Below are 24,575 nucleotides of genomic sequence, written 5' to 3' on the forward strand. Positions count from 1 at the left end.
CGTCGTCAGCGCATCAGCGGCATGGCCACCATCTGCAAGGCTTGCAGGCCATCGTCATAGTGGATGACCTCGCGCATGCCCTGCTGCAAGAACTGATCCAGATAGGGTTTCTGGATGATGGCGCGGTCGATGCGGGGATCCGAGCCCTGGCTGTAGGCGCCGATGGTGATGAGATCCCGGTTTTGCTGATAGAGGGAGTAGAACTGCTTGAGGGTGCGCGCCAGCTCCATGTGCTCCGGCGAGGTGACCATGGGCATGACCCGGCTGATGGATTTCTCGATGTCGATGGCCGGATAGTGGCCCGAATCGGCGAGTTCGCGCGACAGCACTATGTGGCCATCGAGGATGGCTCGCGCCGCATCGGCGATGGGATCCTGCAGATCGTCCCCTTCCGTCAGCACGGTAAAAAACGCCGTGATGGAGCCCTGGCCGTCGCTGCCATTGCCCGCCCGCTCCACCAGCGCCGGCAATTTGGCGAACACAGAGGGCGGATACCCCTTGGTCGCCGGGGGCTCGCCCACCGCCAACGCGATCTCGCGCTGAGCCTGGGCGTAGCGGGTGAGCGAATCCATCAGCAGCAGCACGTTGAGCCCCTGATCGCGAAAATACTCGGCGATGGCGAGCGCCGTCTCGCACCCTTTGAGGCGCATCAGGGGCGAGGCATCGGCAGGGGCCGCCACCACCACGGAGCGGGCACGCCCCTCCTCCCCCAGGATCTCTTCGATAAACTCTTTCACCTCCCGGCCCCGCTCACCGATGAGGCCCACCACCACCACGTCCGCCACCGAGCCGCGGGTCATCATGCCGAGCAGCACGGATTTGCCGACGCCGGAGCCGGCGAACAGCCCCATCCGCTGGCCTTGACCCACGGTCAGCACGGCGTTGATGGCGCGCACCCCCACATCCATCGGCTGATGAATGGGACGGCGGGAAAGCGGGTTGATGCGATGCTGGGCGAACTGCACCGAGTGGGAGGAGAGGATGGGACCGAGGCCGTCGAGGGGCTGGCCGATGCCATCGATGACCCGGCCGAGCAGGTTCATGCCGACCGGAATGCCGTGCTCCTCGGTGATGGGTACCACACGGGCTCCCGGGATCACCCCCTTGAGCTGCTCGCTCGGCATCAGGTAGAGGCGATCACCGGAAAAGCCGACCACTTCCGCTTCCAGAGTGCCATCCAGGGTATCGATGCGACAGAGGGCCCCGATAGCGGCGCGACAACCTATGGCTTCCAGAGTCAGCCCCACCACCCGGGTCAATTTTCCGGCGACGGGCGGCTTGGGCGCGCTATCGCGAACCCGATACCCTTGCAACCGGTTGAGCAACGAGCCGCTCATCTGGCCTCCTCTGATACGAAAAAACGCCCGGGCCGGCCTCGGCCAACCCGGACGCTGTCATGAATGGGGATCCCGGGATGCGTTGTCCCGCAGAAAGTTGCGCAGCAGCTGATCAATACGCCCAGCCAAGGTCAGATCAATACTGGAGAGTTCGGTCGCCAGCTGCAGATCGCCGGGGGAGAGGGTGGGATCGCTTTGCAGTCGCCAGTGGCGCTTGGCGCACTCTTCGGCCCCGAACGCCTGCTCGATCCGTACCACATCGTCGGGATGGAGCATCAGGGTGACCCCCTGCTCGGCGGCGGGCAGCAGGGCCAGCCCCTCTTTGAGCGCCTCCAGCAGCAGACGGGGCGAGGTCTCGGCCTCATGGCGAATCAGCGCACGGGCCAGCTGCTGTACCAGGGCGATGAGCTGCTGCTCCACGGCCTGATCCAGCTCATTCAGGGGATTGGCCAATCGGGAGGCCAGTTCCTGCCAGTGGGCTATCTCCTGCTCCACCAGCTCGCGGCCCATGGCCAGCCCCTCCTCGCGCCCCTGTTCGAGGCCGGCAGCATGCCCCTGTTGCAGTCCCTCCAGCTTGCCCTCTTCCAGCCCCTTGGCAAATCCTGCCTCACGGCCTTCGGCCATTCCCTCTTCCCAGGCAGCCTGGCGAATGGCTTCCAGCTCCTCGGCGGTGATGCTGGGAGTCGGCTCCTGTTCGGGCTCCGGCTCCACCACCTCCTCTTCCTGCTGGTACCAGTCAGGGGAGAGTCCCAGCGCATTGGTCTCGACTTCGGACTCGACCTCCATCTCGGGCCAACCCCAGGTCTCTACCTGGGTGTTATCGTTGTCCGGGCGCACATAGCCACGCAGTTTGTTGTTCATCTTTCAGCAGCGCTCCTCGTCGCGGCCAGTTGCTGGCCCGCCATCACCATACCACTTGTTGATCATGGCTTAGAGGAACTCGTCGCCGCCACCGGAGCCCAGCATGATCTCGCCGGCATCCGCCAGACGGCGGGCGATGGAGAGGATCTCCTTCTGGGCCGCCTCCACTTCGGAGACCCGGATCGGGCCCATGGCCTCCAGATCGTCCGCCAGCATCTCGGCGGCCCGTTTGGACATGTTCTTGAAGATCTTCTCGCGCATCTGATCGTCGGAGCCCTTGAGGGCCCGTTGCAGCAGATCGCCGGGCACTTCCCGCAGCATGGTCTGGATGCCGCGATCGTCCACATCGATGAGGTTTTCGAACACGAACATCAGATCCTGGATCTGCTGGCTCATCTCCTCATCCGACTCGCGGATGGAGTCCATCAGCTGGCCTTCGATGTTGGTGTCCAGATAGTTCATGATGTTGGCTGCCGCCTTCAGGCCGCCCATCTTGGCCGCCTGGGCGCCCGCCGCACCGGCGAACTGTTTCTCCATGATGTCGTTCAACTCTTGCAGTGCCGCCGGTTGCACCTCTTCCAGGTTGGCGATACGCATCACCAGATCCAGGCGCACCTGCTCCGGGAACTGGCTCAGGATCTCGGCGGACTGCTCGGGCTCGAGATAGGAGAGCACGATAGTCTGGATCTGCGGGTGCTCGTTCTGGATGATGCTGGCCACCTGGCGAGCATCCATCCATTTGAGGGAATCGAGGCCGCGGGCACCGGAGCCCAGAATGATCTGATCCACTAGGTTGCTCGCCTTGTCTTCGCCAAGGGCCGCCACCAGCGCCTTGCGCACGAAGTCTTCACTGCCGATACCGATATTGGTGTACTTCTGGATGTCGTCGATAAACTGGCGGTGCACCGCAGCCACCCGATCGTGGCTGAAATCGGACATGGAGGCCATCGACATGCCGAGCCGCTGCACCTGCTTGGGTTCGAGGTGGCGGAAGATCTGGGCAGCATCCTCCTCGTTGAGGCTCAGCATCAATACCGCCGCCATCTCCATGCCGGACATCTGATCCAGGATCAGACGCTGGCTTTCGGTGATATCGTTGCCGGTGACCTGGCTTTTATTCTCTTCAGGCATCTTTGGTTACCCATTCTTTAATGACCTGAGCGGCCAGATCCGGTTCGTTCGCCACCAGCGCACGGACCGCCTTGAGCAAGTCTTCATCCCGGTGCAGATCAGGCAGCTTGAGCTGACCATCGCGCAGTCCAAACACGGGCTCGGCTTCTGCCTGGGCTGCCAACAGGCTCAGTTCGTCGTCGCCACCCAGCACGGTGTGGTTGTCGAAATCCAGCTCCCCTTCCGGCTTGGCATCCGGGTAGAGCAGGCGCTTGAGCATGGGGCGCACCACGGTGACGATAAGGACGATGATGACCAGCACGGAGGCGGCGATGCGCACTGCGCGCCAGAACCAGGGCTGTTCGTAGAGCGGCGGCTCACCCATCACTTCCAGCTCGGGACGGTTGAACGGAATGGCGACCACTTCCAGGGTGTCGCCCCGGGTCACGTCAAAGCCGAGGCCACCGCCGAGCAGACGGCGCAGGGTGTCGAGCTCGGCCTGGGTGCGCGCCTCGCGGGTGACCTTGCCATCGGCACCGGTCACCGACTTGTAATCCACCGCGACCGAGACGGTCATGCGGCGAATGCCCCCCATCTGGCGACGGGTGTGGCTGACGGTGGTATCGAGTTCAAAGTTGCGGGTCGCCTCCTTGCGGGAGCGGCCCGAGGCGGCGGAGCCGGACTCGCCACCGGTCGCCTGCTCGGGAATGTTGGACGCGGCGGGGGGCTGGTTGGAGAGAGCCCCCGGGATGCCGCCGTTGCTGCCGCTGGAGCTGTTCTCCTCCAGGGTCATTTCGGAGCGCACCGCCGGCAGGTCGGGATTGTAGGTCTTGCGGGTCTGCTCCTGCTGGGAGAAGTCAAGGGAGAGATCGACCTCCGCCGTATAATTGTCGGCGCCAAGCACCGGGATCAGGATGGCGTCAATTTTTTGTTTGTATTCGAGCTCCTGCTTCTGCTGCATCGCAAACTCCTTGCGAGTCTGGGCAGAGACGGGATCCTGGGAACCGGAGTTGAGCAAACGGCCGTTCTGATCGGTCACAGTGACGCGAGTCGGCACCAGGCCGTGCACGGCGGAGGCGACCATGTCGACGATGGAGTCCACCTCCCCCTGATTGAGGGCAGAGCCCTTGAGCTTGAGTACCACGGTCGCGCTGGGTTTGCGCTCGTTGCGGGCAAACACGTTCTCTTTGGGGATGGCCAGCAGCACCTGGGCACTGGCCACGCTCTGGAACTGCTCGATGGCGCTGGCCAGCTGGCGCTCGCGGCTCAATTTCAGGCGCTCGCTCTCCATCCGCTGGCTGACGCCGAAGCTGGAATCCTTGAGCAGAATATCTTCGCCGTCATTGGTCATGTCGCTCGCATTGACCAGACCGGCACGGGTCAGGGCCAGCTTGATGTTGGGGTAGTTTTCGGCGCTGACCAGCACGCTCTTGCCATCTACCTGATAGGGGATCTTCTGCTGATCGAGAAAATCGAGGGTCTTGACCAGCTCCTGGGTGGTGTAGGTGCCGAGGGGACGCATGTCCGGCTCCTTGCCCCACAACAGGATAAAGACGGCGATGGCCAGGCAGATGGCCAGCCCCAGGATCAGGGTGATTTGCCGCAGCACGTCGGTGTTGGACAGAAAGCCCAGCGCCGAACTCTTCTGCTCATTTTCATCGAGGGCGGCGGTGCCCTCATCGTTCATCAGCAGTTCGCCGTTTTGGTCAGTAGCCACGATTCAAATCCTTACACTGGCATGTTCATGATGGTCTTGTAGGCATCGACCATCTTGTTGCGGACCTGTACCGTTGCCTCGAAGGCAATGGAGGACTTCTGGCCTGCGATCATGACTTCCGACAGATCCACCGACTTGTCACCCATATCGAAACGGGTGCGCAGATCGTTGGCAGCCCCTTGCAATTCGTTGACGTTGCCAAGTGCCTGCTGCAGCAACTGGCCAAAATCGGAAGTCACCTGGCGACCGGGTTGTGTCAGCGGTGTGGCGCCTGCCTCAATCTTGAGGGCCTGCATCTCTTGCATCAGGCTGCTTGCACTAATTTCCATTTTTCATCCCCAGACAAATCATTGACGCTGACAGGCTCCAAGCAATAAGAGTGCCAATTAGGAAAAATGCCCTCAGGCCAGGGGATTGGGTGGTCGCAGAAGGCGATGACGAACCGGCGCCAGTTACGGCCGCGGCACGGCCCCCTCGCCCAACAACAACCTCAGATAGCTCAGATGCAGATCGTAGTGTTCCCCGGCGGGCAGCTTGACCAGCACTTCGTTGTGAAGGTAACCCGCGCGGCTCGCCGCCAGCTCGGGAGGGATCAGTCTCTCCACCACCAGCCTGGCAACGATGGCATCCGCCAGGGCCATGGTCGCCTCATCGGCACGCCCCCAGCCGAAATGCCCGCGATATTGCGATCCTTCAGGGCTGGGCTCGAGGGGAGAGACCTGCTCCCCCTTGACCCAGAAGGCCATGGGGATCCCATCCTGCAGACGCAGATAGACGCTCTGCTTGTCCCAGCTCGGGGCCGCGTCCATCCCGCCCTGTTCTGCTGCTTGTGTCATGCCACTCTCCTTGTTCTGCTGACAAATCCTGCTTGCGCCCATGAAAAAGAGGGCCGATGGCCCTCTTTTTACTGCAAGTTGCGTCATTTAAACAGACAACAATTCACTGTGAGCGAAGAAAAAGATGCGGTTGCTCAAAGCCTGCGCAATCACTGGGTCAGATCCTTGTCTATCCAGTATTTGGAGCCGGAAATATTGGCGTCCAGCAGCAACCCCTTCTCGCCGATCTGGTAGATGGCCATGCCACCGTTGTACTTGGCAGTGAGCTCGGCGCTCTCCTTGCCGGCCACGGCCCCCACTTCCGAGGTCGCTTCCCATCCCTGGGTGACGAAGGCATCAAACCGCGCCTTGTCTTCAAACAGGATCACCTGCTGGTAAAACTTGCCTCCCAGACCCGCGGCAATACCCGCGCCAAACATCTTCATGTAGGTGTGCTTGCCCGTGGTGCGATCGATTGCCACCCCGGCCCCCTGGTTGGTATGGAGCATCAGGGAGAACTTGCGCGAATCGAACACCGCATAGCCATATGCCTTGTCAAACAGCAACTTGGCCGAAGGTTGCTCATTGAACAACCTCACCAGCGCGGTATCGGCCATGGTGTTGAGGGCAAGGCGCGCCTCTTCCGGGGTCTCGGGTTCGAGCATCTCGTCGAGCTTCTTGTCGGCGACCGCCAGCCACTCCTTGCCGGTGGCGATGCTCTTGTCAGTCCAGACCCCGGCGGTATTGAAGGCATCCTCGCCCCAGGCGGAGACGGAGGCCCAGCTCTTCTTGGAGAAATCGCTGACATCCTGCCAGACCTCCTTGCTGGTCTCGCTGACCGCAGTGCCAAGATCGGACGCCGCCTCTTTCAACTTGGCCCAGTCCGCGTGAGCCGGTGACAACACCAGCCCCAGCGACAGGGCCATCACCCATTTTTTACCCGGATTCATGCCAGATCTCCTCGTATGCTTCGCGGTGTAACAAGCAATCTGTCTTCAGCTGTGACAGCAAACCATACCATGTTTTAGCCGTGGGGTGCCGCTTAGGCCAGAGAGCCACATTATATCCCCGGCCTCTTCGCCAATGAGTCCTCGTAACCGGTACGGCAGACGAATATAAAAAAAGCTGCTCACCTCGCGGTGAACAGCTTTCTGGTTGCCTTGGCGGATGAAAGGCCTTATTCGACCATCATCACCTTGCAGGTGTTGGTACTACCGACGGTTTCCATCTTGTCGCCGTGAGTGAGCAGAACCATGTCGCCGCTTTGCAGCAGCCCCTTGGCCTTGAGCACGTCCAGCGCATCGCGGCACACTTCATAGACCGGCTTGGTCTCGTCGCCGTCAAACAGCACCGGGGTCACGCCGCGGTAGAGATTGGTCCAGGCCAGAGTCTTGTTGTGCGGTGACAGGGCGAAGATCGGCAGACCGGAGCTGATGCGGGACATCAGCAGCGGGGTAGTGCCGGATTCGGTCAGCGCCACGATCGCCTTGACCCCTTCCAGGTGGTTGGCCGCATACATGGTGGACATGGCGACGGCTTCCTCCACCGAGGTGAAGGTGTAACTCATGCGGTGGTTGGAAACGTTCAGGCTCGGGTGCTTCTCGGCGCCCACGCAGACGCTTGCCATGGAGGTCACTGTCTCGATGGGGAACTGGCCGGCGGCAGTTTCGGCGGAGAGCATCACCGCATCTGTGCCATCCAGCACGGCGTTGGCGACGTCCATCACCTCGGCACGGGTCGGCAGCGGCGCATTGATCATGGATTCCATCATCTGGGTCGCGGTGATCACCACCCGGTTCAGACGACGGGAGTAGCGGATCAGCTTCTTCTGCACCCCCACCAGCTCGGGATCGCCAATCTCGACGCCCAGATCGCCACGAGCCACCATGACGGCATCGGAGCCAAGAATGATATCTTCCATCGCCTCGTCGGTGGCGACGGTTTCGGCGCGCTCGACCTTGGCCACGATTTTGGCATTGGAGCCGGCTTCGCGAGCCAGCTCACGGGCGTAGCGTAGATCATCGCCGCAGCGGGGGAAGGAGACGGCCAGGTAGTCCACGTTCATGCGGGCGGCGGTCTTGATGTCTTCCTTGTCTTTCTCGGTCAGGGCCGGCGCGGAGAGGCCCCCCCCCTTCTTGTTGATCCCCTTGTTGTTGGAGAGCGGACCGGCAACAGTCACTGTGGTGTGAATGCGAGTACCTTCGACACGCTCTACCTTCAGTTGCACACGACCATCGTCCAGCAGCAGGATGTCGCCCGGCACCACGTCATTGGGCAGGCTCTTGTAGTCGATCCCCACCTGCTCCTGGCAGCCTTCACCCTTGCCGAGGGCGGCGTCCAATACGAACTTGTCACCGATGGCCAGGTAGATCTTGCCATCCTTGAAAGTGGAAACTCGGATTTTCGGGCCCTGCAGGTCACCCATGATGGCCACGTGGCGGCCGAGTTTGGCAGCAATGTCACGCACCTGGTTGGCGCGCTGGATATGATCTTCAGGAGTGCCGTGAGAGAAATTCATCCGCACCATGTCGGCGCCGGCGCGGATGATCCCTTCCAGGATCCCTTCGCGGTCGGTAGCCGGACCGAGTGTGGTTACAATCTTTGTACGTCTAGGCATGAAAGACTCCAATATGAAGTTGATATGACTTGAAATTCTGCCCCATCAAGCGGATGCCGACAGGCATCCGTTTGCCAGCCATCTGGGTGGCTTTTGTTATTAAATTACAATACTACACCAAAGCAGGGTGGCATAGACAGCCAGGGGTCACCCCCCGACGATTCAGGAAGAGTGCGGTGTATCGAAGCGGGATTCGCGCAGTCCCTCTTTCACTTTTTTCAGGTTTTCGCGAAACTTCATCCCCCGGCGCAGGGTGAAACCGGTCGCCAGCACATCAACCAGCGCCAGCTGGGCGATACGGGAAGCCATCGGCATATAGACATCGGTGTCTTCCGGCACATCCATGGAGAGCACCAGGTTGCACTCGCGGGCCAGCGGCGAATCCTTGGCGGTCATGCCGATGACGGTGGCATCGTTTTCGCGAGCCAGCGCGGCAATCTCGACCAGCGCCTTGGTGCGGCCGGTGTGAGAGATGAGCACCACCACATCCCCCTCTGAGCTGTTGATGCAGCTCATGCGCATCATGACGATGTCATCGAAGCTCACTACCGGGATGTTGAAGCGGAAGAATTTGTTCTGGGCATCGCGGGCGACGGCCGAAGAGGCGCCAAGGCCGAAGAAGCTGATCTTCTTGGACTGGGTCAGGATATCGACGCAGCGATTGATGGCGGAAATATCCAGGCTGTTTTTGGCCGCATCCAGGCAGGCCATGGTGGATTCGAAGATCTTGGCGGTATAGGTATCGGGGCCATCTTCCGCCTCTACGTGACGGTTCACATAGGGTGTACCATTGGCCAGGCTCTGGGCCAGGTGCAGTTTGAAATCGGGAAAACCCTTGGTATCGAGACGACGACAAAAACGGTTGACGGTCGGTTCACTGACGTCGGCCATTTTGGCCAGGGCGGCGATGCTGGAGTGAATGGCAGTTTGAGGAGACGCCAGGATCACCTCGGCGACCTTGCGTTCTGATTTACTGAAACTTTCCAAGTTGTTTGTAATTTTATCAAGGGTATTCATCATCACCACCAGGCATTTTTTGTAATTTAGCTTCAGTGTCTTTGCACTCAACTTACGGCTAAGCAGGTTTCCAATCAACCTGATGACTATACAAGACAAGTGGTTATCGCAACTAACACCTGCCATACAAAGTATGACTCATCTCTAATTATTTCGTACTTTTCGTTACAAAACGTCACCTTGCCCTGAAAGCGCTTACAAATGTTGCAAAGCAACAACACTGTGAGCAGGCGCACGTTTGTGCCGTTCCGGTGGGTGAGCGGGGCCGAGCTCGGATAGAATGGTCCGTCACAATCCAACAATAATCTCGGGACGCCAACGGTCGTCCGAAGCCTGTAACGAAGGAGTTGTTATGCAGCATACCCATGCGCTGGTCGGCGATGTCGGCGGTACCAATGCGCGTCTGGCCCTGTGTGAGCTGGCCACCGGCACTATCTCCCAGGCAAAAACCTATTCAGGTCTTGCCCACCCCTCTCTCGAAGCCGTCGTACGCCTCTATCTGGATGAACACGCAGCAAAAGTAAGCGAGGCTTGCATCGCCATCGCCTGCCCCATCAATGGTGACTGGGTCGCTATGACCAACCACAGCTGGGAATTCTCCATCAAGGAGATGCAAGCCAATCTCGGTCTTGAGCGCCTGCTGGTGATCAACGACTTTACCGCCGTCTCCATGGCCGTTCCCGTGCTGCCGGAAGCAGATCGCATCCAGCTGGGCGGAGAGGCCCCCGTGGCAGGCAAGCCCATCGCCATCTATGGGGCTGGCACCGGCCTTGGCGTAGCCCATCTGATCAAGGCCGATGAGCAGTGGCTGAGCCTGCCGGGCGAAGGGGGACATGTGGATTTTGCCGCCAACAGCGAAGAGGAAGACGCCGTTTTGCAGGTGATGCGTGGCGAACTGGGCCATGTCTCGGCCGAGCGTTTCCTCTCTGGCCCGGGGCTGGTCAATCTCTATCGCGGCCTGGTGAAATCCGATGGTCGCGAACCCGAAGCACTGGCACCGAAAGACATTACCGAGCGCGCCCTGGCCAACTCATGTCTGGACTGTCGCCGCACCTTGAGCCTGTTTTGCGTGCTGATGGGCCGTTTTGCAGGCAACCTGGCGCTCAACATGGGCACCTTTGGCGGCGTCTATATTGCGGGCGGCATAGTGCCGCGCTTCCAGGAGTTCTTTACCGGCTCGGGTTTTCGGGTGGCGTTTGAAGACAAGGGGCGTTTCAAATCCTACCTCAAGGATATCCCGGTATTTCTGATCACCCATGAGGGTCCGGGACTGCTCGGCGCGGGTGCCTATTTGCGCCAGTCGATGGGACTCAAGATCTGAGCAAAGCCTGTCATGACAAGGATCATGCCATGGTTCAGCCTCGATTCAGTGACCATGACATAAAGTGACGTCACGTAATCAAGAGGGCAGGACTTCACATGGAGTGGAAACCTCTCTCATCCACTGGTTACGTTTGTCACCTGACAAGCCTGAACTGTTTCAACCGGCCTTTTGGCCGGTTTTTTTTATGTCCGGCTTACTGAGCCAGCGATTTGAGTTGGGATTTGTCGGGGGGATTGTTCCAGTCGATGGGCCCGTGGGTAAACCGGTACTGCAACCTTGGCAGGCTGAGTTCCAGCCACTCCTCCCTGAAATAGGCATAGCCCTGCTCCCAATCAGGATCATTGGCCCAGCCGGTTTGCAGGAAATAGAGCCGGGTCCCCTGCCCTTCGGGCACGAAACGCAGGCTGACCTGGGTTTTTTGCTGACGGATATGAGACAGAAAAGGTGGGAAATTCCAGCTGAAGCTGAGCAGGTCATAGGGCATGACCGCCATCACCCTGCACCCTTCGCTGCCTCTTTCTCCCAGTGGGGCATCTGGCCTGAAATAGATCTCGAAAGGACCGTTCGGTTCCGCCACCATCAGGCACTCGGGAGCAAGAAAACTGCGCAGACCGCTCTCGGTTGTCCAGGCATGCCAGACATCGTCGATGTGAGCAGGAACAAAAATGTTGCCTTCTATCTGTTTATTTTCCATAAATCAGCGATCCTCAAGCCATCCATACAGGGGACTCCGGCAGTATAGCCTCAGGGCAAAGACAATGGACAGCGCTTAATCACACCCTTCTTATCTGCCTTGTGCTGCAAAGTATTGCCAGCGCTCAACCACCTCAACAGGGAGATCATCATGATCCGACTCATGGCACCAGAAGACAGGCATCATCTTGCCAACCTGTTTCTCAAGAGCCGTCGGGACACCTTTCACTGGGTCGATCCAGCCTGCTTCAGAGCCGACGATTTTGCAACCCAGACCCAGGGAGAAACCATATGGGTGGCAGAGCGAGGGGGATATCTGTGTGGCTTCATTGCCATCTGGCAACCAGATGACTTTGTGCATCACCTCTATGTCAGCGCAGACTGGCACGGCCAGGGGATAGGGCGAGCCCTGCTCGAACAGGGCCTGGCCAGTGCGAGGCGCCAACCCAGTCTCAAGGTAGCGACCCACAATACTGCAGCCGTGGCGTTTTACCATCGCCTGGGGTGGCAGACGACTGAAGAGACCGGACACTGCGAGATAACCGGCCCCTGGTGCAAACTGGTCGCCCCCTGGTCAGGCGACTCTCGGCAAGCCTGACTGACCGACGTCTTCTTGCCTCTCATCTTTTATGGCGCTCCTGATTATTCCCCGGAGCACATCAATAAAGAAGGCCACCCAAAGGTGGCCTTCAATGCGAACAATCAAGTTGCCACTCAATCCTTGGCGGACTCCATGGCACCCTCTTCGGAGTGCTGGGGCAGGATGAGGTTGAGCAGGATGGCGGCAACGGACGCCAGACCCACGCCAGCCAGTGCGAAGTCACCGATCTTCATCTCCAGCGCGCCGACACCCACGGTCAGGGTCACCGCCACGATGGCGATGTTGCGCGACATACCCAGGTCCACCTTGGACTCCACCAGAGTCTTGAGACCGATGGCGGCGATGGATCCGAACAGCAGCAGCATGATACCGCCCATCACCGGCATGGGGATGGAGGTGAGCAGGGCGTTGAACTTGCCGAAGAAGGCCAGAATGATGGCGAACACGGCGGCCCAAGTCATGGTGACCGGGTTGAAATTGCGGGTGATCATCACGGCGCCGGTCACTTCCGCGTAGGTGGTGACGGGAGGACCACCGATAAGACCAGCGAAGCAGACCCCGATACCGTCACCGGCCAGGGTGCGGTGCAGACCGGGATTCTTGGTGTAATCCTTGCCAGTCACCCCGCCGATGGCCAGCACGCCACCGATATGTTCGATGCAGGGGGCGATGGCCACAGGCAGCATGAACAGCGCAGCAGCCCAGTTGATCTCGGGAGTTTCGAAGTGGGGCAACGCCAGCCAGGGGGCATTGGCCATGCCATCGAAGCTCACCTGGCCCATCAGCACGGCAGAGACATAGCCGGCAATCACACCGCACAGGATGGGGATCAGCTTGATCCAGCCCTTGCAGAACACGGCGGCAATCAGGGTCACCGCCAGCGAGATGCCCGCCAGCGTCAGCGCCGTGGTAGCAGGCACTACCTGTTCACCACCGGCACGGCCCATCGCCATGTTGCAGGCAACCTGGGCGACGGAGAGGCCAATCACCATGATCACCGGGCCAATCACCACTGGCGGCAACAATTTGTGCACAAACCCCATGCCGCGAGCCCGGATGATGGCAGCCAGGATGAAATACATGAAACCGGCGGCAAACAGGCCGAACATGGTGGATGGCAGACCCCAGGTCTGGGTGGCATAGATGATGGGAGCGATAAAGGCGAAACTGGAACCGAGGAAGATCGGAACCTGACGGCGGGTGCAGAGCTGGAACAGCAGGGTTCCCACACCGGCGCCAAGCAGGGCCATGGCGGGGTTAAGTCCGGTGAGCAGGGGCACCAGAACCATGGCACCGAAGGCGACAAACAGGATTTGCAGCCCGGCGACGCTTTGCTTGACTAAGGAAAACATGGATGTCCTTAATTTTTTGATAACTGACAGGGATATTTGACACTTTTCAGTTATCACAAGACTTTTTCAAGGCACTGAATGAGCCGATTAGCGTCATTTGTTACCTTTTACTGCTTGGGGAGGGCATGAAACTGGCTTTTTAGGCGGGATTCGTTGCTACAAGCATCGAGGAAGCGATTTTACGCACTTTTATGGCCGGCGCCAATCGTTTTTCCATGCTGTTTTGTTTGTCAATGGCTCCCCTATCCCTCCATCAGCCCGCCCTATACTTGATGACGTGAACCCAGCCGGACAAGGAGTCCCCCATGTCACTGCCCGCTTTCAAACCCAGCCAGCGCAGACTGCTGGTGGGTTCGGCCATCGCCCTGGCCCTGTTTGCCACCCCGTACAGCTATGACTTCAGCCACCATCAGTGGCAGGTGAATCAGGCCTATGCCAAGTCCTGTTTCGTGGCCGGCACCCGCATCCTGATGGCCGATGGGGAGGAGCGTCCCATCGAAACCCTGCAGGCCGGTGAACGGGTGCGGGATCAATATGGCCGCAGCAACCGCATCCTGGCGATCGAGCGGGTACTGCTGGGGGAGCGCAGGCTCTACGGGCTCAACCGGCTGGCTCCCTTCTTCACCGCCGAACATCCCTTCTTGACCACCCGCGGCTGGGCGGCCATCACGCCGGCCATGACCCGCACCGAAAACCCGACCCTCGCCGTGCTGCCGCTCTTTACCGGCATGCACCTGCTGGGCTGGTCGGAGCACGGCAGCGCAGGCAACCTGGCGCTGGCCCCGCAGCCCGCCCTGCTGCTGGTGGAGTCCCTCTGCTGGATTGACGCCCCGCCCACCACGGCACTGTTCAACCTGATCCTCGATGGCAGCCACAGCTATATCGCCAATGAGTTGATCGTTCACAACAAGGATGGCGATGGCAATAGCGGTGGTGGTGGAAGCGGAGGTGGTGGTGGAAACAGCAGCAGTGGTAGTGGCGGCAGTGACAGCGACAGCGGCGGAGGCAGCGATAGCGGCGGAGGCAGCGACAGCGGCGGTGGCAGCGACAGCGGCGGTGGCAGCAACAGCGGCGGTGGCAGCAACAGCGGCGGTGGCAGCAACAGCGGTGGAGGCAGCAACAGCGGCGGCAGTAGCCATGGCGGCGATGACCATGGTCAGGGTGAACACGCCGGTGGAGAACAACATGCAGGAGGAGATCGCCATGCCGGTGGCGAGCAACATGCCGGAGGGGATCGTCACGCCGGCGGTGAGCGTCATGGCGGTAGTCGTGGCCTCGGCAACGGCCTGGATGACAGCGGTCTCGACGATAACGGCGTGGATGCCATCGATGCCAACGGCAACGAGATCCGGGGCGATGGCACGGTCGACGACAACGGCGTGGACGCCGTCGATGCTGACGGCAACAAGCTGCGGGGGGATGGTACGGTAGACGATCGCGACCAGACCCTGACCGATGCTCAGGAACAAACCCTGATCCAACAGGGCTTTAGCATCAAGGAGCAGCCATGAACCGTTATCTGTTGATCTGCCTCTCCTTGTGGCTGTTCGGCTGTGCCGCCCAGCAGTCGGCCCCGCTCTACCACCAGATGGACAAGCAGGACGTGGCGCTGGCCAACCGGGCGCTGGCCGAGGCGTTGCAAACCCGCCCCAAGGGCCAGAGCCTCACCTGGTTCAACCCCGCCAACCGCCACTCGGGCAGCGTCACGCCGCTGCGCACTTTTCGCCACCCCAATGGCCTCTGGTGCCGCGACTACCGCGAGCAGCTCTACATAGGCCAAGCCAGCCAGCAGTGGCAGGACACCGCTTGCCGCAGCAAGGCAGGGCACTGGCTGCCACTGCGCAGCTGACCGCGCCGGTAACAGCCTGGGTAACAAAACAAAGGGGGTGGCCATGGCCACCCCCTTTCATTTCAAGCTTGCCCGGATCACACCCGGCGATAGGGCAGGTAGACCGGCTCCCACATGTGGCTCAGGATGTGCTGCTGCAGATCCTGGCCGATCAGCGGATGGCCGGGATCCTTGCGTACTATGTCTTTCAGCACGGCGGTCGCCACGTGCACCGAGATGCTGCGCAGCTCGCGAATGCGCGGATAAACCGCCCCCTGCGCCAGATCCACCTCGCTCACGCACTCGGCCAGCGCAAAGGCGGCGGTGGTGAAGATGTCGGGGCTTATCTCGCGGATCTGGCTGACGATGGCCGCCAGCCCCACTCCCGGGAAGATGAAGACGTTGTTGCCCTGCCCCACCCGGTAATCCTGCCCCTCGTAGTGCACATCCTTGAACGGGCTGCCGGTAGCGACGATGGCCTTGCCCTTGCTCCAGCGATAGATGTCCTCCGGCAGCGCCTCGCAGTTGGCGGTCGGATTGGAGAGCGGGAACACCATTGGGCGTTCGCAATGGGTCAGCATCAGCTGGATATGCTGCTCCTTGAAGGCACCACCCGCACCGCTGGTGCCCAGCAACACAGTGATGGGCACATGGCGCAGCACATCGGTCAGGTTGGCCTTGCCGGGGACTTCGGTATCCCAGCCCGACAGCAACAGACCCGGCTTGGCATAGCGGCGCTTGTACTCGTCAAGCCCCTCGCGGTTGTCACACACCAGCCCCTGGGTATCCAGGATATAGATGCGATCCCGCGCCGCCTGGGGATCCATGCCCTCGCGGATGAGGCCGGCGCAGATCTGATCCGCCACCCCGACCCCGCCGGCACCGGCACCATAGACCAGATAGTTCTGCTGACCCAGGCTTTCGCCCTTGGCCTTGACCGCCCCTATGATGCCCGCCAGCACCACGGCGCCCGTGCCCTGGATGTCGTCATTGAACGACGGCAGCGACTGCTGGTAGCGGGAGAGATTGTTGAAGGCGTTGGACTTGCTGAAGTCTTCCCACTGCAGCACGGCATTGGGGAAGTGGCGCTTGACCCCGGCTACGAACTTGTCGATGAAGTCGTCATACTCCTTGCCGCGAATGCGCTTGTGGGGCTGGCCCAGATACATGGGGTCATCGAGCAGCGCCTGGTTGTCGGTACCCACATCCAGCGCGATGGGCAAGCAGCAGGCGGGATGGATCCCGGCGCCCAGGGTGTAGAGGGAGAGCTTGCCGATGGGAATGCCCATGCCGCCCACCCCCTGATCGCCGATCCCCAGGATCCCCTGGCTGTCGGTCACTACGATAATGCGCACGGATTTGGCATCGAGATGGCGGGCCAGAGAGCCCATGTCCTCGACGTTTTTCGGGGTGATGTAGAGGCCACGCGGCTTCTGGAAGCGGTGGCTGAACTCCTGGCACGCCTTGCCCACGGTCGGGGTATAGATGTAGGGAGTCATCTCCTCAACATGGCGCGACAACAGGGCATAGAAAAGGGTCTCGTTGCGATCCTGCAATGCCCGCAGGTTCTGGTATTTCTCGATATCGTTGCAGGCGCTCAGAAAGCCCTGATAGACCCGCTCCAGCTGGGCTTCAAACGTTTGCACCTGGGGTGGCAGCAGGCCGTCGAGCTCGAAGTCGGCCCGCTCCTGTTCGGTAAAGGCGGTGCCCTTGTTGAGATTGCGATCGTTGAGCAGATCGGTGCCTGTCAGTGCAACGGGGCGAAAATCTTGTCCCTGCGCATCTTTCCACAGCAGATATTGTCCGGTAGCCATAGTCATTCTCGTTGATTTACATGAAGTTGCCGTTCGGCAGGAGAGCGAGACACATAATGAAATCAATCATATGACGTTTATCAATTCGATTTTGTGAGCTTGGGCATACCCCTGCCCTCCTGCCAGGGGCCAAGGCGAGAAAGTTGTGCCGAACTATCCAACCAGCAGACCAACATGGCCTTGTTTCCCCGGATGGAGAGCAAAAGAAGGGGCGCCGCAGCGCCCCTGTTTAAACAACCTCTGTTTAACCGGATTTGCCCTCTTTGGGCTCATCCAGCTTGTGTTTGACCTCTTCATACCAGAGATCGTGGTGCTCCCTGGCCCAGGTCTCGTCCACCTCGCCAGTCACCATCCCCTCCAGCGCCCCTTCCAGCTGGAACAGGCCCATATAGATATGGAAGATGAAGCCGCAGATGAGGATCAGGGCTCCGACGATGTGGATGAAGCTGGCCCACTCCATCTGGCGGCGCAGCTGGCCGAAGATGGGGAAGTCCAGAAACAGCCCGGTCGCCACCACGATGCCGCCAAACCAGATCAACAGCCAGAAGATCGCCTTCTCGCCGCCGTTGGAGAAGCCCGCCGAGGGGTGACTCCCCTTGTGCTTGCCCAGCATGCCGCCAAATTTCAGGAACCACTGCACATCCACCATGTTGACGATGTTGTGGCGGAACCACTTGATGAGCACCCCGAGCAGGCAGAGGAAGAAGAGCGGGCCCACGTAGTTGTGGAACACCTTGGCGAACCAGATCCAGTTCTCCCACACTCCCATGCTCACCACCGGTTTGATGAAGTACTTGCCGTAGATGATGGCCAGCCCGGACCCCGAGAGGGTCAGGAACATGGCTGCCGTGGTCCAGTGCAGGGCCCTGTCCATCCTGCTCCAGCGCTTGAGCTTGCGCCCGGTTCTGGGTTTGGAGAGCTTGGTCGGCCCCACCACCCAGTACATCAGGGCGCACATGGCGAGCGACCCGAAAATGGCGATGGCACCCAGCGGCGATACCCACTTGGTCTTCACCTCGAACCAGAGCTGACCCGGCACCGAGATGAGTACCCCGTGCTCCGGCGAGCGGGAGGTGGTGGTTCCCTCCTGCCCGTCCTTCACCGCGCGCCAGTAGTCGGCGCCGGCAAAGCCGATCGTCTCCTTCTGGGCATCGGCGAAGCCAGGCGCGCTGAACAGCAGCAAGGCTGTCAGCAGCGCTGTCAGCCAGTGTCTCATTGGCCGCCCTCCTGCTTGCCAAGCTTGAGCCCCTTGCCTCTGCCATCGCGGGGTTTGCTGGCGTCGTGGAACAGATCCTGCTCATCCCCGCCCCAGGCCGCGTGAGGTGCGCCGCGATAGGCCACCCGCTCGCGGAAGATGTCGGAGATGACCTGGGCGTCACCGGCCAGCAGCGCCTTGGTGGAGCAGAGCTCGGCACACATGGGCAGCTTGCCCTCTGCGATGCGGTTGGCACCGTACTTCTGGCGCTCCGCCTCGCTGTGATCCTCCTCCGGGCCACCGGCGCAGAAGGTGCACTTGTCCATCTTGCCGCGATCGCCAAAGGCGGCGGTCTTCGGGAACTGGGGCGCCCCGAACGGACAGGCGAACAGGCAATAGCCGCAGCCGATACAGAGATCCTTGTTGTGCAGCACTATGCCGTCGTCGGTGTGGTAGAAGCAGTCCGCCGGACAGACCGCCATGCAGGGGGCGTCGGTGCAGTGCATGCAGGCCACCGAGATGGAGGTTTCCCCCGGCAGGCCATCGTTGAGGGTCACTACCCGGCGACGCTGGATGCCCCACTCGAGGGCATCGTCGTTCTCGTTCTTGCACGCCGTCACACAGCCGTTGCACTCGATGCAGCGCTTGGTGTCACACATGAATTTCATTCTGGCCATGGGATCAGGCTCCTACTTTACGAAAACGGCACAGGGTGACCTTGGTCTCCTGCATCTGGGTAACCGGGTCATAACCATAGGTGGTGACTATGTTGACCGACTCGCCCAGTACGTAAGGGTCTGACCCTTCCGGATACTTGGATCTCAGATCCTTGCCCTCGAAATGACCGCCGAAGTGGAACGGCATAAAGGCAAGGCCCGGCTTCACCCGCGGCGTGATCAGGGCTTTCACCTTGACGCGGCCACCTTCCGGCCCCTCGACCCAGACATCCTGACCGTCGCGTACGCCGACGTCGTTGGCATCCGCCGGGTTCATCTCGACGAACATCTCCTGCTGCAGCTCCGCCAGCCAGGGGTTGGAACGGGTCTCGTCACCGCCCCCCTCGTATTCGACCAGACGGCCGGAGGTGAGGATGATGGGGAACTCCTTGCTGACATCTTTTTCCTGCACCGAGGCGTACTGGGTCGGCAGGCGCCACAGGCTCTTGGCATCGGGCCAGGTGGCGTAGTCGGCCAACAGATCCCGGCGCGGGGTGTAGAGCGGTTCGCGGTGCTTGGGCACCTGATCCGGGAAGGTCCACACCACGCAGCGCGCCTTGGCGTTGCCGTAGGGCACAAAGCCGTGCTTGATGGCGACACGCTGGATACCGCCAGAAAGGTCGGTCTTCCAGTTCTTGCCCTCGGCTTCCTTCTTCTCGGCCTCGGTCAGCTCATCCCACCAGCCCAGTTGCTTCATCAGATCGGCGGTGATCTCGGGGTAACCGTCCTCCACCTCGCTGCCCTTGGGCCAGGAGTCTTCGGCCAGCAAGGAGACGCCCTGATATTCGAGACCGAAACGGGCACGGAAACCGCCGCCCCCCTCTGACACCGGAATGCTGGTGTCATAGAGGATATGGCTGCCCGGGTGCTTCATCTCCGGGGTACCCCAGCAGGGCCAGGGCAGACCGTAGATCTCGCCGCTGACCGGGCCACCTTCGGCCTTGAGGCTGGTCTTGTGGAAGGTGTGCCAGTTTTGCTGGTGCTCCTTGAGGCGCTCCGGGCTCTGGCCGGTGTAACCGACGGTCCACATGCCGCGGTTGTACTCGCGGGTGATGTCTTCCAAGAGCGGCTGGTTGTTCTCCACCTTGATGTGCTTGAACAACTCATCGGCAAAGCCCAGCTTCTTGCTCAAGAGATACATGATCTCGTGGTCGACCTTGGACTCGAACAGGGGCTCGATCACCTTGTCGCGCCACTGCATGGAACGGTTGGTGGCGGTGACGGAACCATAGGTCTCGAACTGGGTGGTGGCCGGCAGCAGGTAGACGCCGTCGGTACGATCATTCATCACCGCCGCCACGGTCGGGTACGGGTCGACGATCACCATCATGTCGAGCTTTTGCATCGCCTTCTTCATCTCGGGACCGCGGGTCTGGGAGTTGACCGCATGGCCCCAGTAGAACATGGCGCGAATGTTGGTGCCCTGCTCGATAAGGTCGGCGTTCTCCAGCACCCCATCCACCCAGCGGGAGACCGGAATGCCGTTGTTGTTCATCGGCAGCTTGCCGTTGTAGGCCTTGTTGTCAAAACGGGATTTGAGCCACTCGAAGTCCACATCCCACACCCGGGCCCAGTGCTTCCAGGCCCCCTCTTCCAGGCCGTAGTAGCCCGGCAGGGAGTCGGAGGTGACGCCAAAGTCGGTGGCGCCCTGCACGTTGTCGTGGCCGCGGAAAATGTTGGTACCGGCACCGCTCTTGCCCACGTTGCCAAGGGCCAGCTCGAGGATGCAGTAGGCGCGGGTGTTGTTGTTGCCTGTGGTGTGCTGGGTACCCCCCATGCACCAGACCACGCAGCCCGGACGGTTGTCGGAGAGCAGCTTGGCGGCGCCATAGACCTCTTTTTCACTGAGGCCAGTCACCCGCTCCACTTCCGCCGGGGTCCAGCGCGACACCTCTTTTTGCACCTCGTCCATGCCAAAGACACGGGTGCGGATGAACTCTTTGTCTTCCCAGCCGTTCTTGAAGATGTGCCACAACATGCCCCAGATAAAGGCCACGTCGGTACCCGGGCGCAGAGAGAGGTACATGTCCGCCTTGGCGGCGGTGCGGGTGCGGCGCGGATCCACCACCAGGATCTTGCAGCCGTTACGCTCTTTCGCCAGCAGGATGTGCTGCATGGCGACCGGGTGGGCCTCCGCCGGGTTGGAACCGATAAACATGATCGACTTGCTGTTGTGCATGTCGTTCAGGCTGTTGGTCATGGCGCCATAGCCCCAGGTGTTGGCCACACCGGCGACCGTGGTGGAGTGGCAGATACGCGCCTGGTGATCCACGTTGTTGGTGCCCCACAGAGAGGCCATCTTGCGAAACAGGTAGGCCTGCTCGTTGGAGTGCTTGGCGGAGCCGAGCCAGAAGATGCTGTCCGGGCCGGACTCCTTGCGAAGACGCAGCACCTCGTTGCCCACCTCTTCGATAGCCTGATCCCAGCTGATGCGCTGCCACTTGCCGCCCACCAGCTTCATCGGGTACTTGAGGCGACGCTCACCGTGGCCATGCTCGCGCAGGGCCGCCCCCTTGGCGCAGTGGCCACCCAGGTTGAAGGGGTGATCGAAGGCTGGCTCCTGACCGGTCCAGACCCCGTTTTGCACCTCGGCGTAAACGCCGCAGCCCACCGAGCAGTGGGAGCAGATGGTGCGTTTCACCTCGACCGGCACATCGGCCGCCACGGTTTTGGCCTCGGCTCGCTGCATCATGGCCGGTGCCAGCCAGCCGGCGGCCACGGCACCACCCGCCACCAGGCCGGAGTTGACCATAAAGGCGCGGCGGGTCAGCCCCTGACCACGGGAGGTGGCGGCACTGGATTGGTCGGCGGAAGTTGCCGGCTCGGCACGTTTCGTCAGTTTCATAAGATCTCCTTCACTGAGCCGGCTCAGTCGGTGCCGCGCAGGGTGCGATAAAAGTCGTGAACATGGGGGGTCTCCCGATAACCCTTGTCCGGCTCGGTGTCGTGGGTGAGCACCTCTTTACCCACCACCCGGCCGGTGGCACCGGCCAATACCCCTATGGTGGCGACCACGCCGACACCCTTGATCAGGTTGCGTCGTGACGGATCTTGCAGCTTGTCATCGCTCATCTTGTTCTCTCCGACTCTTGTTTTTGTTATGGCCGGCCCGGGGGCCGACATTGCTACGAACGGTATCTGTCATATGGTTATGGGCGAGTTACCACCCGGGCGCCAAACGGCAGGCGCAATTCGTTTTCCAGCTTGAAGAAATCTTCGGCAAGTAGCCCCACCGCACGGTAGAAACAGCCTCCCTTGGCCTTTTGCTGATCGTGGCAGCACTTAATCACCCAGGGAGCGAGGTGGCGCTCATAGAAGCGGTTGCGCTCGGGGTGCTGTTCGCTGACCAGCACCGCCATCACCTCGCACAGGGCCGCCAGGTGATCTTCGGGCTCACACACCCCGCTCTGGCGCTCGAAGCCCAGGGACTGCAGATCGGCGCGCAGCACCGCGAGCGGCAGCTCCATCAGGGAGCCGGTGAGATACCAGGAGGCAAAGGGGACGATTTCCCCCCGGCCGATACCGATAAAGAGATCCTGATACTCCTCGGCCAGGGTGCCCTCGTCGTGGCTGCTGGCGGCGAGCTGCACCAGCCCGAGGCCCCGGGCAAAGGGGCCGGGAACCGGCTCAAGGTCACGCAGCCACTGCAACTGCTCGCCCTTGGGGGCGGCGCGCCACAGGCTTGCCAGCAGGGCATAGAGCTCGGCGCTGTTGCTCTCGAGAGGGGTCATGGCATCTGTCATGGGCAGGGTGCTCTGGTTGTCATCTTGTTGCTGATACATATTGGCCCTCACAGTTTGAGCTGGGCAGCGGGATCCGCCGCCATGGCTTCAAACACATCCTTGACCCGGCAGTCCTCGCACATCAGCAGCCGCTTGGCGGCCTCGTTCTGGAAGTGGGAGTGACCGGCCAGTTTTTGCTGGATGCGGCGAATGAGGGAGGCAGGAGCAAACGCCTTGCCGCAACGAATGCAGCAGGCCGGCTCTTCCGCCTTGAGGTGTTGCACGGCGCGGCGCGCCTCGGGCACAGGCTGCAGACGCGGCACAAGCGCGATGGCTTGCTCGGGGCACGCCTTCTCGCACATGCCGCACTGGATGCAGTCCTGCTCGATAAAGTTGAGGCCGGGCTCGTGACCCACCGCATGCAGGGCGCGGGTCGGACAGACCGCCACGCAGCCCATGCAGAGGGTGCAATCCGCCTCTTGCAGTGCCACTGCGCCATAAGGGGCGCCGTGGGGCACCGCCAGGGACTCGCGGCCCCCTTCGTTGGCCTGCCAGAGGGCGTCGAAGGCGGCAAACAGGGTCTCCCGCTTCTCCCCCTTGAGCGGCTTGTCCAGCAAGGAGCCGGCCACATTGGCCGCCCCCTGGTCGCTCGCCTGCACCACCGCCTGCAGGGAGTGGATGGCGATGCGCTCCCCGCTCAATCCGGCGCCGGCCAGCAGCACGGCGGCACTGGCCAACTCCCGCTCCACCAGGGCACGCACGCTGGCCGGGGTATCGTCACCGAGCGCAATGCGCACCGCGCTGGCGCCATAGGCCAGGGCCGCCAGCCAGCTCTCGAGCCCGAGGCTCGCGACTTCCTCCACCCAGACCGGCAGCCAGTGGCTGGGCAGGGCGGCAAGGCTTGCCTCAACGTCGCTGCGCTCGCTCTCCCCTGCAATCAAGAGCACGGGATGCTCGCCGCCCGCCTCCCGATAGTGCTTGAGCAGGCGAAACAGATAGTCGCCGCTGGTATTGGCATCGGGCTGGTGATAGGCGATCGCCCCGGTCGGGCAGGCGGAGGCGCAGCTGCCAAAGCCCTGACAAAGATGTGGATCGATCTGGATGCGCCCATTGATGGGTTTGAGGGCATCGGTCGGGCAGACATCGAGGCAGCGACTGCAACCGGGCACGCCACGGGCGGTGAAGGCACACGCCTCCGGATCGAGGCGAAAATAGCGCGGCTTGTCGAACACCCCGGTGAGGGCGCACAGCTCGCCAAGCTGCTCCGCCAGACCCGCATCATCCGCCAGATACTGATAACCCACGGGCGGGCGCTCCAGGGCAAACAGCGGTGTCGCCCCCAGATCGGCCACCAGATCGAAGCTGGCGTGGCCATCGGCGGCCTGGGCCTGAAAGCAGAGCTCGGCCAAAGAGATACGCTCCCCCTGACCGTTAAGACCGGTCAACTGAAACTGGCCGAGATACCCCTTGAGCGCCGGCTCGCGCAGGGTCAGCGCCTCAAGGGAGGCGGTGGCGGCGAAGATGGCCTCCAGATCCGCCGCCCCGGCGTCATGGACCTGTTCGCTCACCAGCAAAGTCGGCACAGCCCCTTGCGGCAAGAGGCTGGCGGCGCGGCGGATGCGATCCTCCGGCCCGACCAGCAGCAGGCGGCCCTGACTCTGATAGGAGACAGTGGCCGGGATCAGGTTGTCGGTCTTGACCGTGTGGCGCAAGGCATAGGCGCGCGCTCGCTCATTGCTCCCCGCAGCGCTGGCGGGGCTCAGGCTTGAGTTGTATTGTTCGATGCTCACATGCACTCCTGTGCGCACCACCTCATGGGATGGTGTGCTGTTGGTCTCATGGGAGAGCAAGAGACG

General features: G+C 61.3%; 22 protein-coding genes. 4 read left to right on the forward strand and 18 right to left on the reverse strand.

Going from position 1 to position 24,575, the window contains the following annotated elements; all coding sequences use genetic code 11:
- Positions 1–5: 5 nt before the first annotated feature.
- The 9 genes from fliI to ACB034_RS18830 all read right to left on the reverse strand — a co-directional run bounded on the left by fliI (position 6) and on the right by ACB034_RS18830 (position 9,477).
- Entirely contained in the window at positions 6–1,337 is a 1,332-nt protein-coding gene (gene fliI / locus ACB034_RS18790; protein ID WP_026456073.1) for a flagellar protein export ATPase FliI, read from the reverse strand.
- Between the two features lie 57 nt (positions 1,338–1,394).
- Positions 1,395–2,198 carry a flagellar assembly protein FliH gene (gene fliH, locus ACB034_RS18795; RefSeq protein WP_042072167.1) on the reverse strand — a complete coding sequence of 268 codons (804 nt, stop codon included), beginning with the start codon at positions 2,196–2,198 and terminating at the stop codon, positions 1,395–1,397.
- A gap of 69 nt (positions 2,199–2,267) precedes the next feature.
- Positions 2,268–3,329: a flagellar motor switch protein FliG gene (gene fliG / locus ACB034_RS18800; protein ID WP_026456071.1), complete on the reverse strand. Its 1,062-nt coding sequence runs from the start codon at positions 3,327–3,329 to the stop codon at positions 2,268–2,270.
- Entirely contained in the window at positions 3,322–5,025 is a 1,704-nt protein-coding gene (gene fliF, locus ACB034_RS18805) for a flagellar basal-body MS-ring/collar protein FliF (protein ID WP_371173479.1), read from the reverse strand. The genes fliG and fliF overlap by 8 nt, the downstream gene beginning before the upstream one ends.
- Positions 5,026–5,036: 11 nt before the next feature.
- Positions 5,037–5,354: a flagellar hook-basal body complex protein FliE gene (gene fliE, locus ACB034_RS18810; RefSeq protein ID WP_026456070.1), complete on the reverse strand. Its 318-nt coding sequence runs from the start codon at positions 5,352–5,354 to the stop codon at positions 5,037–5,039.
- Between the two features lie 123 nt (positions 5,355–5,477).
- Positions 5,478–5,861, reverse strand: a complete 384-nt coding sequence (locus ACB034_RS18815) for a hypothetical protein (RefSeq protein WP_026456069.1) — start codon at positions 5,859–5,861, stop codon at positions 5,478–5,480.
- 149 nt (positions 5,862–6,010) lie between these two features.
- Positions 6,011–6,790 carry a hypothetical protein gene (locus ACB034_RS18820; protein WP_201976922.1) on the reverse strand — a complete coding sequence of 260 codons (780 nt, stop codon included), beginning with the start codon at positions 6,788–6,790 and terminating at the stop codon, positions 6,011–6,013.
- A gap of 227 nt (positions 6,791–7,017) precedes the next feature.
- A complete protein-coding gene (pyk, locus tag ACB034_RS18825; protein ID WP_026456067.1) occupies positions 7,018–8,457 on the reverse strand; it encodes a pyruvate kinase in 1,440 nt (479 codons plus the stop codon).
- Positions 8,458–8,619: 162 nt separating this feature from the next.
- On the reverse strand, positions 8,620–9,477 hold the full coding sequence (locus ACB034_RS18830) for a MurR/RpiR family transcriptional regulator (RefSeq protein WP_040096037.1): 858 nt from the start codon (positions 9,475–9,477) through the stop codon (positions 8,620–8,622).
- A gap of 277 nt (positions 9,478–9,754) precedes the next feature.
- Between ACB034_RS18830 and glk the strand changes: the two genes are divergently transcribed.
- A complete protein-coding gene (glk, locus tag ACB034_RS18835; RefSeq protein WP_371173480.1) occupies positions 9,755–10,795 on the forward strand; it encodes a glucokinase in 1,041 nt (346 codons plus the stop codon).
- A 196-nt stretch (positions 10,796–10,991) separates the two neighbouring features.
- Here glk and ACB034_RS18840 read toward each other — a convergent pair whose 3' ends face one another.
- Entirely contained in the window at positions 10,992–11,492 is a 501-nt protein-coding gene (locus tag ACB034_RS18840) for an SRPBCC domain-containing protein (protein ID WP_042024815.1), read from the reverse strand.
- A 150-nt stretch (positions 11,493–11,642) separates the two neighbouring features.
- Here ACB034_RS18840 and ACB034_RS18845 point away from each other — a divergent pair, with 150 nt between their 5' ends.
- The gene (locus ACB034_RS18845; RefSeq protein WP_371173481.1) at positions 11,643–12,089 is read left to right on the forward strand and encodes a GNAT family N-acetyltransferase; all 447 of its coding nucleotides are present in this window, start codon (positions 11,643–11,645) and stop codon (positions 12,087–12,089) included.
- Positions 12,090–12,205: 116 nt separating this feature from the next.
- On the opposite strand, the gene ACB034_RS18850 is transcribed toward ACB034_RS18845, so the two are convergent.
- Positions 12,206–13,444: a uracil-xanthine permease family protein gene (locus ACB034_RS18850; protein WP_061475577.1), complete on the reverse strand. Its 1,239-nt coding sequence runs from the start codon at positions 13,442–13,444 to the stop codon at positions 12,206–12,208.
- A 305-nt stretch (positions 13,445–13,749) separates the two neighbouring features.
- On the opposite strand from ACB034_RS18850, the gene ACB034_RS18855 reads away from it, so the two are divergent.
- Together ACB034_RS18855 and ACB034_RS18860 are read left to right on the forward strand one after the other, a co-directional pair.
- Positions 13,750–14,955, forward strand: coding sequence for a hypothetical protein (locus ACB034_RS18855; protein ID WP_371173482.1), 1,206 nt, complete (start codon positions 13,750–13,752; stop codon positions 14,953–14,955).
- Complete coding sequence (locus tag ACB034_RS18860) at positions 14,952–15,293, forward strand: RT0821/Lpp0805 family surface protein (protein ID WP_224211293.1); 342 nt, start codon at positions 14,952–14,954, stop codon at positions 15,291–15,293. Before ACB034_RS18855 ends, ACB034_RS18860 begins: the two co-directional genes overlap by 4 nt.
- A 77-nt stretch (positions 15,294–15,370) precedes the next feature.
- On the opposite strand, the gene ACB034_RS18865 is transcribed toward ACB034_RS18860, so the two are convergent.
- The 7 genes from ACB034_RS18865 to ACB034_RS18895 form a co-directional block, all read right to left on the reverse strand.
- Positions 15,371–17,086, reverse strand: a complete 1,716-nt coding sequence (locus ACB034_RS18865) for an NAD-dependent malic enzyme (RefSeq protein ID WP_042024810.1) — start codon at positions 17,084–17,086, stop codon at positions 15,371–15,373.
- Between the two features lie 244 nt (positions 17,087–17,330).
- The gene (locus tag ACB034_RS18870) at positions 17,331–18,302 is read right to left on the reverse strand and encodes a formate dehydrogenase subunit gamma (protein WP_371173483.1); all 972 of its coding nucleotides are present in this window, start codon (positions 18,300–18,302) and stop codon (positions 17,331–17,333) included.
- Complete coding sequence (gene fdh3B, locus ACB034_RS18875) at positions 18,299–18,958, reverse strand: formate dehydrogenase FDH3 subunit beta (protein ID WP_026457829.1); 660 nt, start codon at positions 18,956–18,958, stop codon at positions 18,299–18,301. The genes ACB034_RS18870 and fdh3B overlap by 4 nt, the downstream gene beginning before the upstream one ends.
- Positions 18,959–18,962: 4 nt before the next feature.
- Complete coding sequence (locus ACB034_RS18880) at positions 18,963–21,842, reverse strand: formate dehydrogenase subunit alpha (protein WP_371173484.1); 2,880 nt, start codon at positions 21,840–21,842, stop codon at positions 18,963–18,965.
- A 23-nt stretch (positions 21,843–21,865) separates the two neighbouring features.
- Positions 21,866–22,069 (reverse strand): transcriptional initiation protein Tat, encoded by a 204-nt coding sequence (locus ACB034_RS18885; RefSeq protein ID WP_026457913.1) that lies wholly within the window; start codon positions 22,067–22,069, stop codon positions 21,866–21,868.
- Between the two features lie 77 nt (positions 22,070–22,146).
- A complete protein-coding gene (locus ACB034_RS18890; protein ID WP_124240481.1) occupies positions 22,147–22,779 on the reverse strand; it encodes a molecular chaperone in 633 nt (210 codons plus the stop codon).
- A gap of 8 nt (positions 22,780–22,787) precedes the next feature.
- On the reverse strand, positions 22,788–24,509 hold the full coding sequence (locus ACB034_RS18895; RefSeq protein ID WP_338611937.1) for a 4Fe-4S binding protein: 1,722 nt from the start codon (positions 24,507–24,509) through the stop codon (positions 22,788–22,790).
- Between the last annotated feature and the right edge of the window lie 66 nt (positions 24,510–24,575).

This window comes from Aeromonas sp. S18(2024) (assembly GCF_041402525.1).
Classification (GTDB): domain Bacteria; phylum Pseudomonadota; class Gammaproteobacteria; order Enterobacterales; family Aeromonadaceae; genus Aeromonas; species Aeromonas enteropelogenes.

Excerpts from the sequence above, each read along its gene's own strand:
- fliI (WP_026456073.1), bottom strand. The coding sequence starts at position 1,337 with ATGAGCGGCTCGTTGCTCAACCGGTTGCAAGGGTATCGGGTTCGCGAT.
- fliH (WP_042072167.1), bottom strand. The coding sequence starts at position 2,198 with ATGAACAACAAACTGCGTGGCTATGTGCGCCCGGACAACGATAACACC.
- fliG (WP_026456071.1), bottom strand. The coding sequence starts at position 3,329 with ATGCCTGAAGAGAATAAAAGCCAGGTCACCGGCAACGATATCACCGAA.
- fliE (WP_026456070.1), bottom strand. The coding sequence starts at position 5,354 with ATGGAAATTAGTGCAAGCAGCCTGATGCAAGAGATGCAGGCCCTCAAG.
- ACB034_RS18815 (WP_026456069.1), bottom strand. The coding sequence starts at position 5,861 with ATGACACAAGCAGCAGAACAGGGCGGGATGGACGCGGCCCCGAGCTGG.
- ACB034_RS18820 (WP_201976922.1), bottom strand. The coding sequence starts at position 6,790 with ATGAATCCGGGTAAAAAATGGGTGATGGCCCTGTCGCTGGGGCTGGTG.
- pyk (WP_026456067.1), bottom strand. The coding sequence starts at position 8,457 with ATGCCTAGACGTACAAAGATTGTAACCACACTCGGTCCGGCTACCGAC.
- ACB034_RS18830 (WP_040096037.1), bottom strand. The coding sequence starts at position 9,477 with ATGATGAATACCCTTGATAAAATTACAAACAACTTGGAAAGTTTCAGT.
- glk (WP_371173480.1), top strand. The coding sequence starts at position 9,755 with ATGGTCCGTCACAATCCAACAATAATCTCGGGACGCCAACGGTCGTCC.
- ACB034_RS18840 (WP_042024815.1), bottom strand. The coding sequence starts at position 11,492 with ATGGAAAATAAACAGATAGAAGGCAACATTTTTGTTCCTGCTCACATC.
- ACB034_RS18845 (WP_371173481.1), top strand. The coding sequence starts at position 11,643 with ATGATCCGACTCATGGCACCAGAAGACAGGCATCATCTTGCCAACCTG.
- ACB034_RS18850 (WP_061475577.1), bottom strand. The coding sequence starts at position 13,444 with ATGTTTTCCTTAGTCAAGCAAAGCGTCGCCGGGCTGCAAATCCTGTTT.
- ACB034_RS18855 (WP_371173482.1), top strand. The coding sequence starts at position 13,750 with ATGTCACTGCCCGCTTTCAAACCCAGCCAGCGCAGACTGCTGGTGGGT.
- ACB034_RS18860 (WP_224211293.1), top strand. The coding sequence starts at position 14,952 with ATGAACCGTTATCTGTTGATCTGCCTCTCCTTGTGGCTGTTCGGCTGT.
- ACB034_RS18865 (WP_042024810.1), bottom strand. The coding sequence starts at position 17,086 with ATGGCTACCGGACAATATCTGCTGTGGAAAGATGCGCAGGGACAAGAT.
- ACB034_RS18870 (WP_371173483.1), bottom strand. The coding sequence starts at position 18,302 with ATGAGACACTGGCTGACAGCGCTGCTGACAGCCTTGCTGCTGTTCAGC.
- fdh3B (WP_026457829.1), bottom strand. The coding sequence starts at position 18,958 with ATGGCCAGAATGAAATTCATGTGTGACACCAAGCGCTGCATCGAGTGC.
- ACB034_RS18880 (WP_371173484.1), bottom strand. The coding sequence starts at position 21,842 with ATGAAACTGACGAAACGTGCCGAGCCGGCAACTTCCGCCGACCAATCC.
- ACB034_RS18885 (WP_026457913.1), bottom strand. The coding sequence starts at position 22,069 with ATGAGCGATGACAAGCTGCAAGATCCGTCACGACGCAACCTGATCAAG.
- ACB034_RS18890 (WP_124240481.1), bottom strand. The coding sequence starts at position 22,779 with ATGTATCAGCAACAAGATGACAACCAGAGCACCCTGCCCATGACAGAT.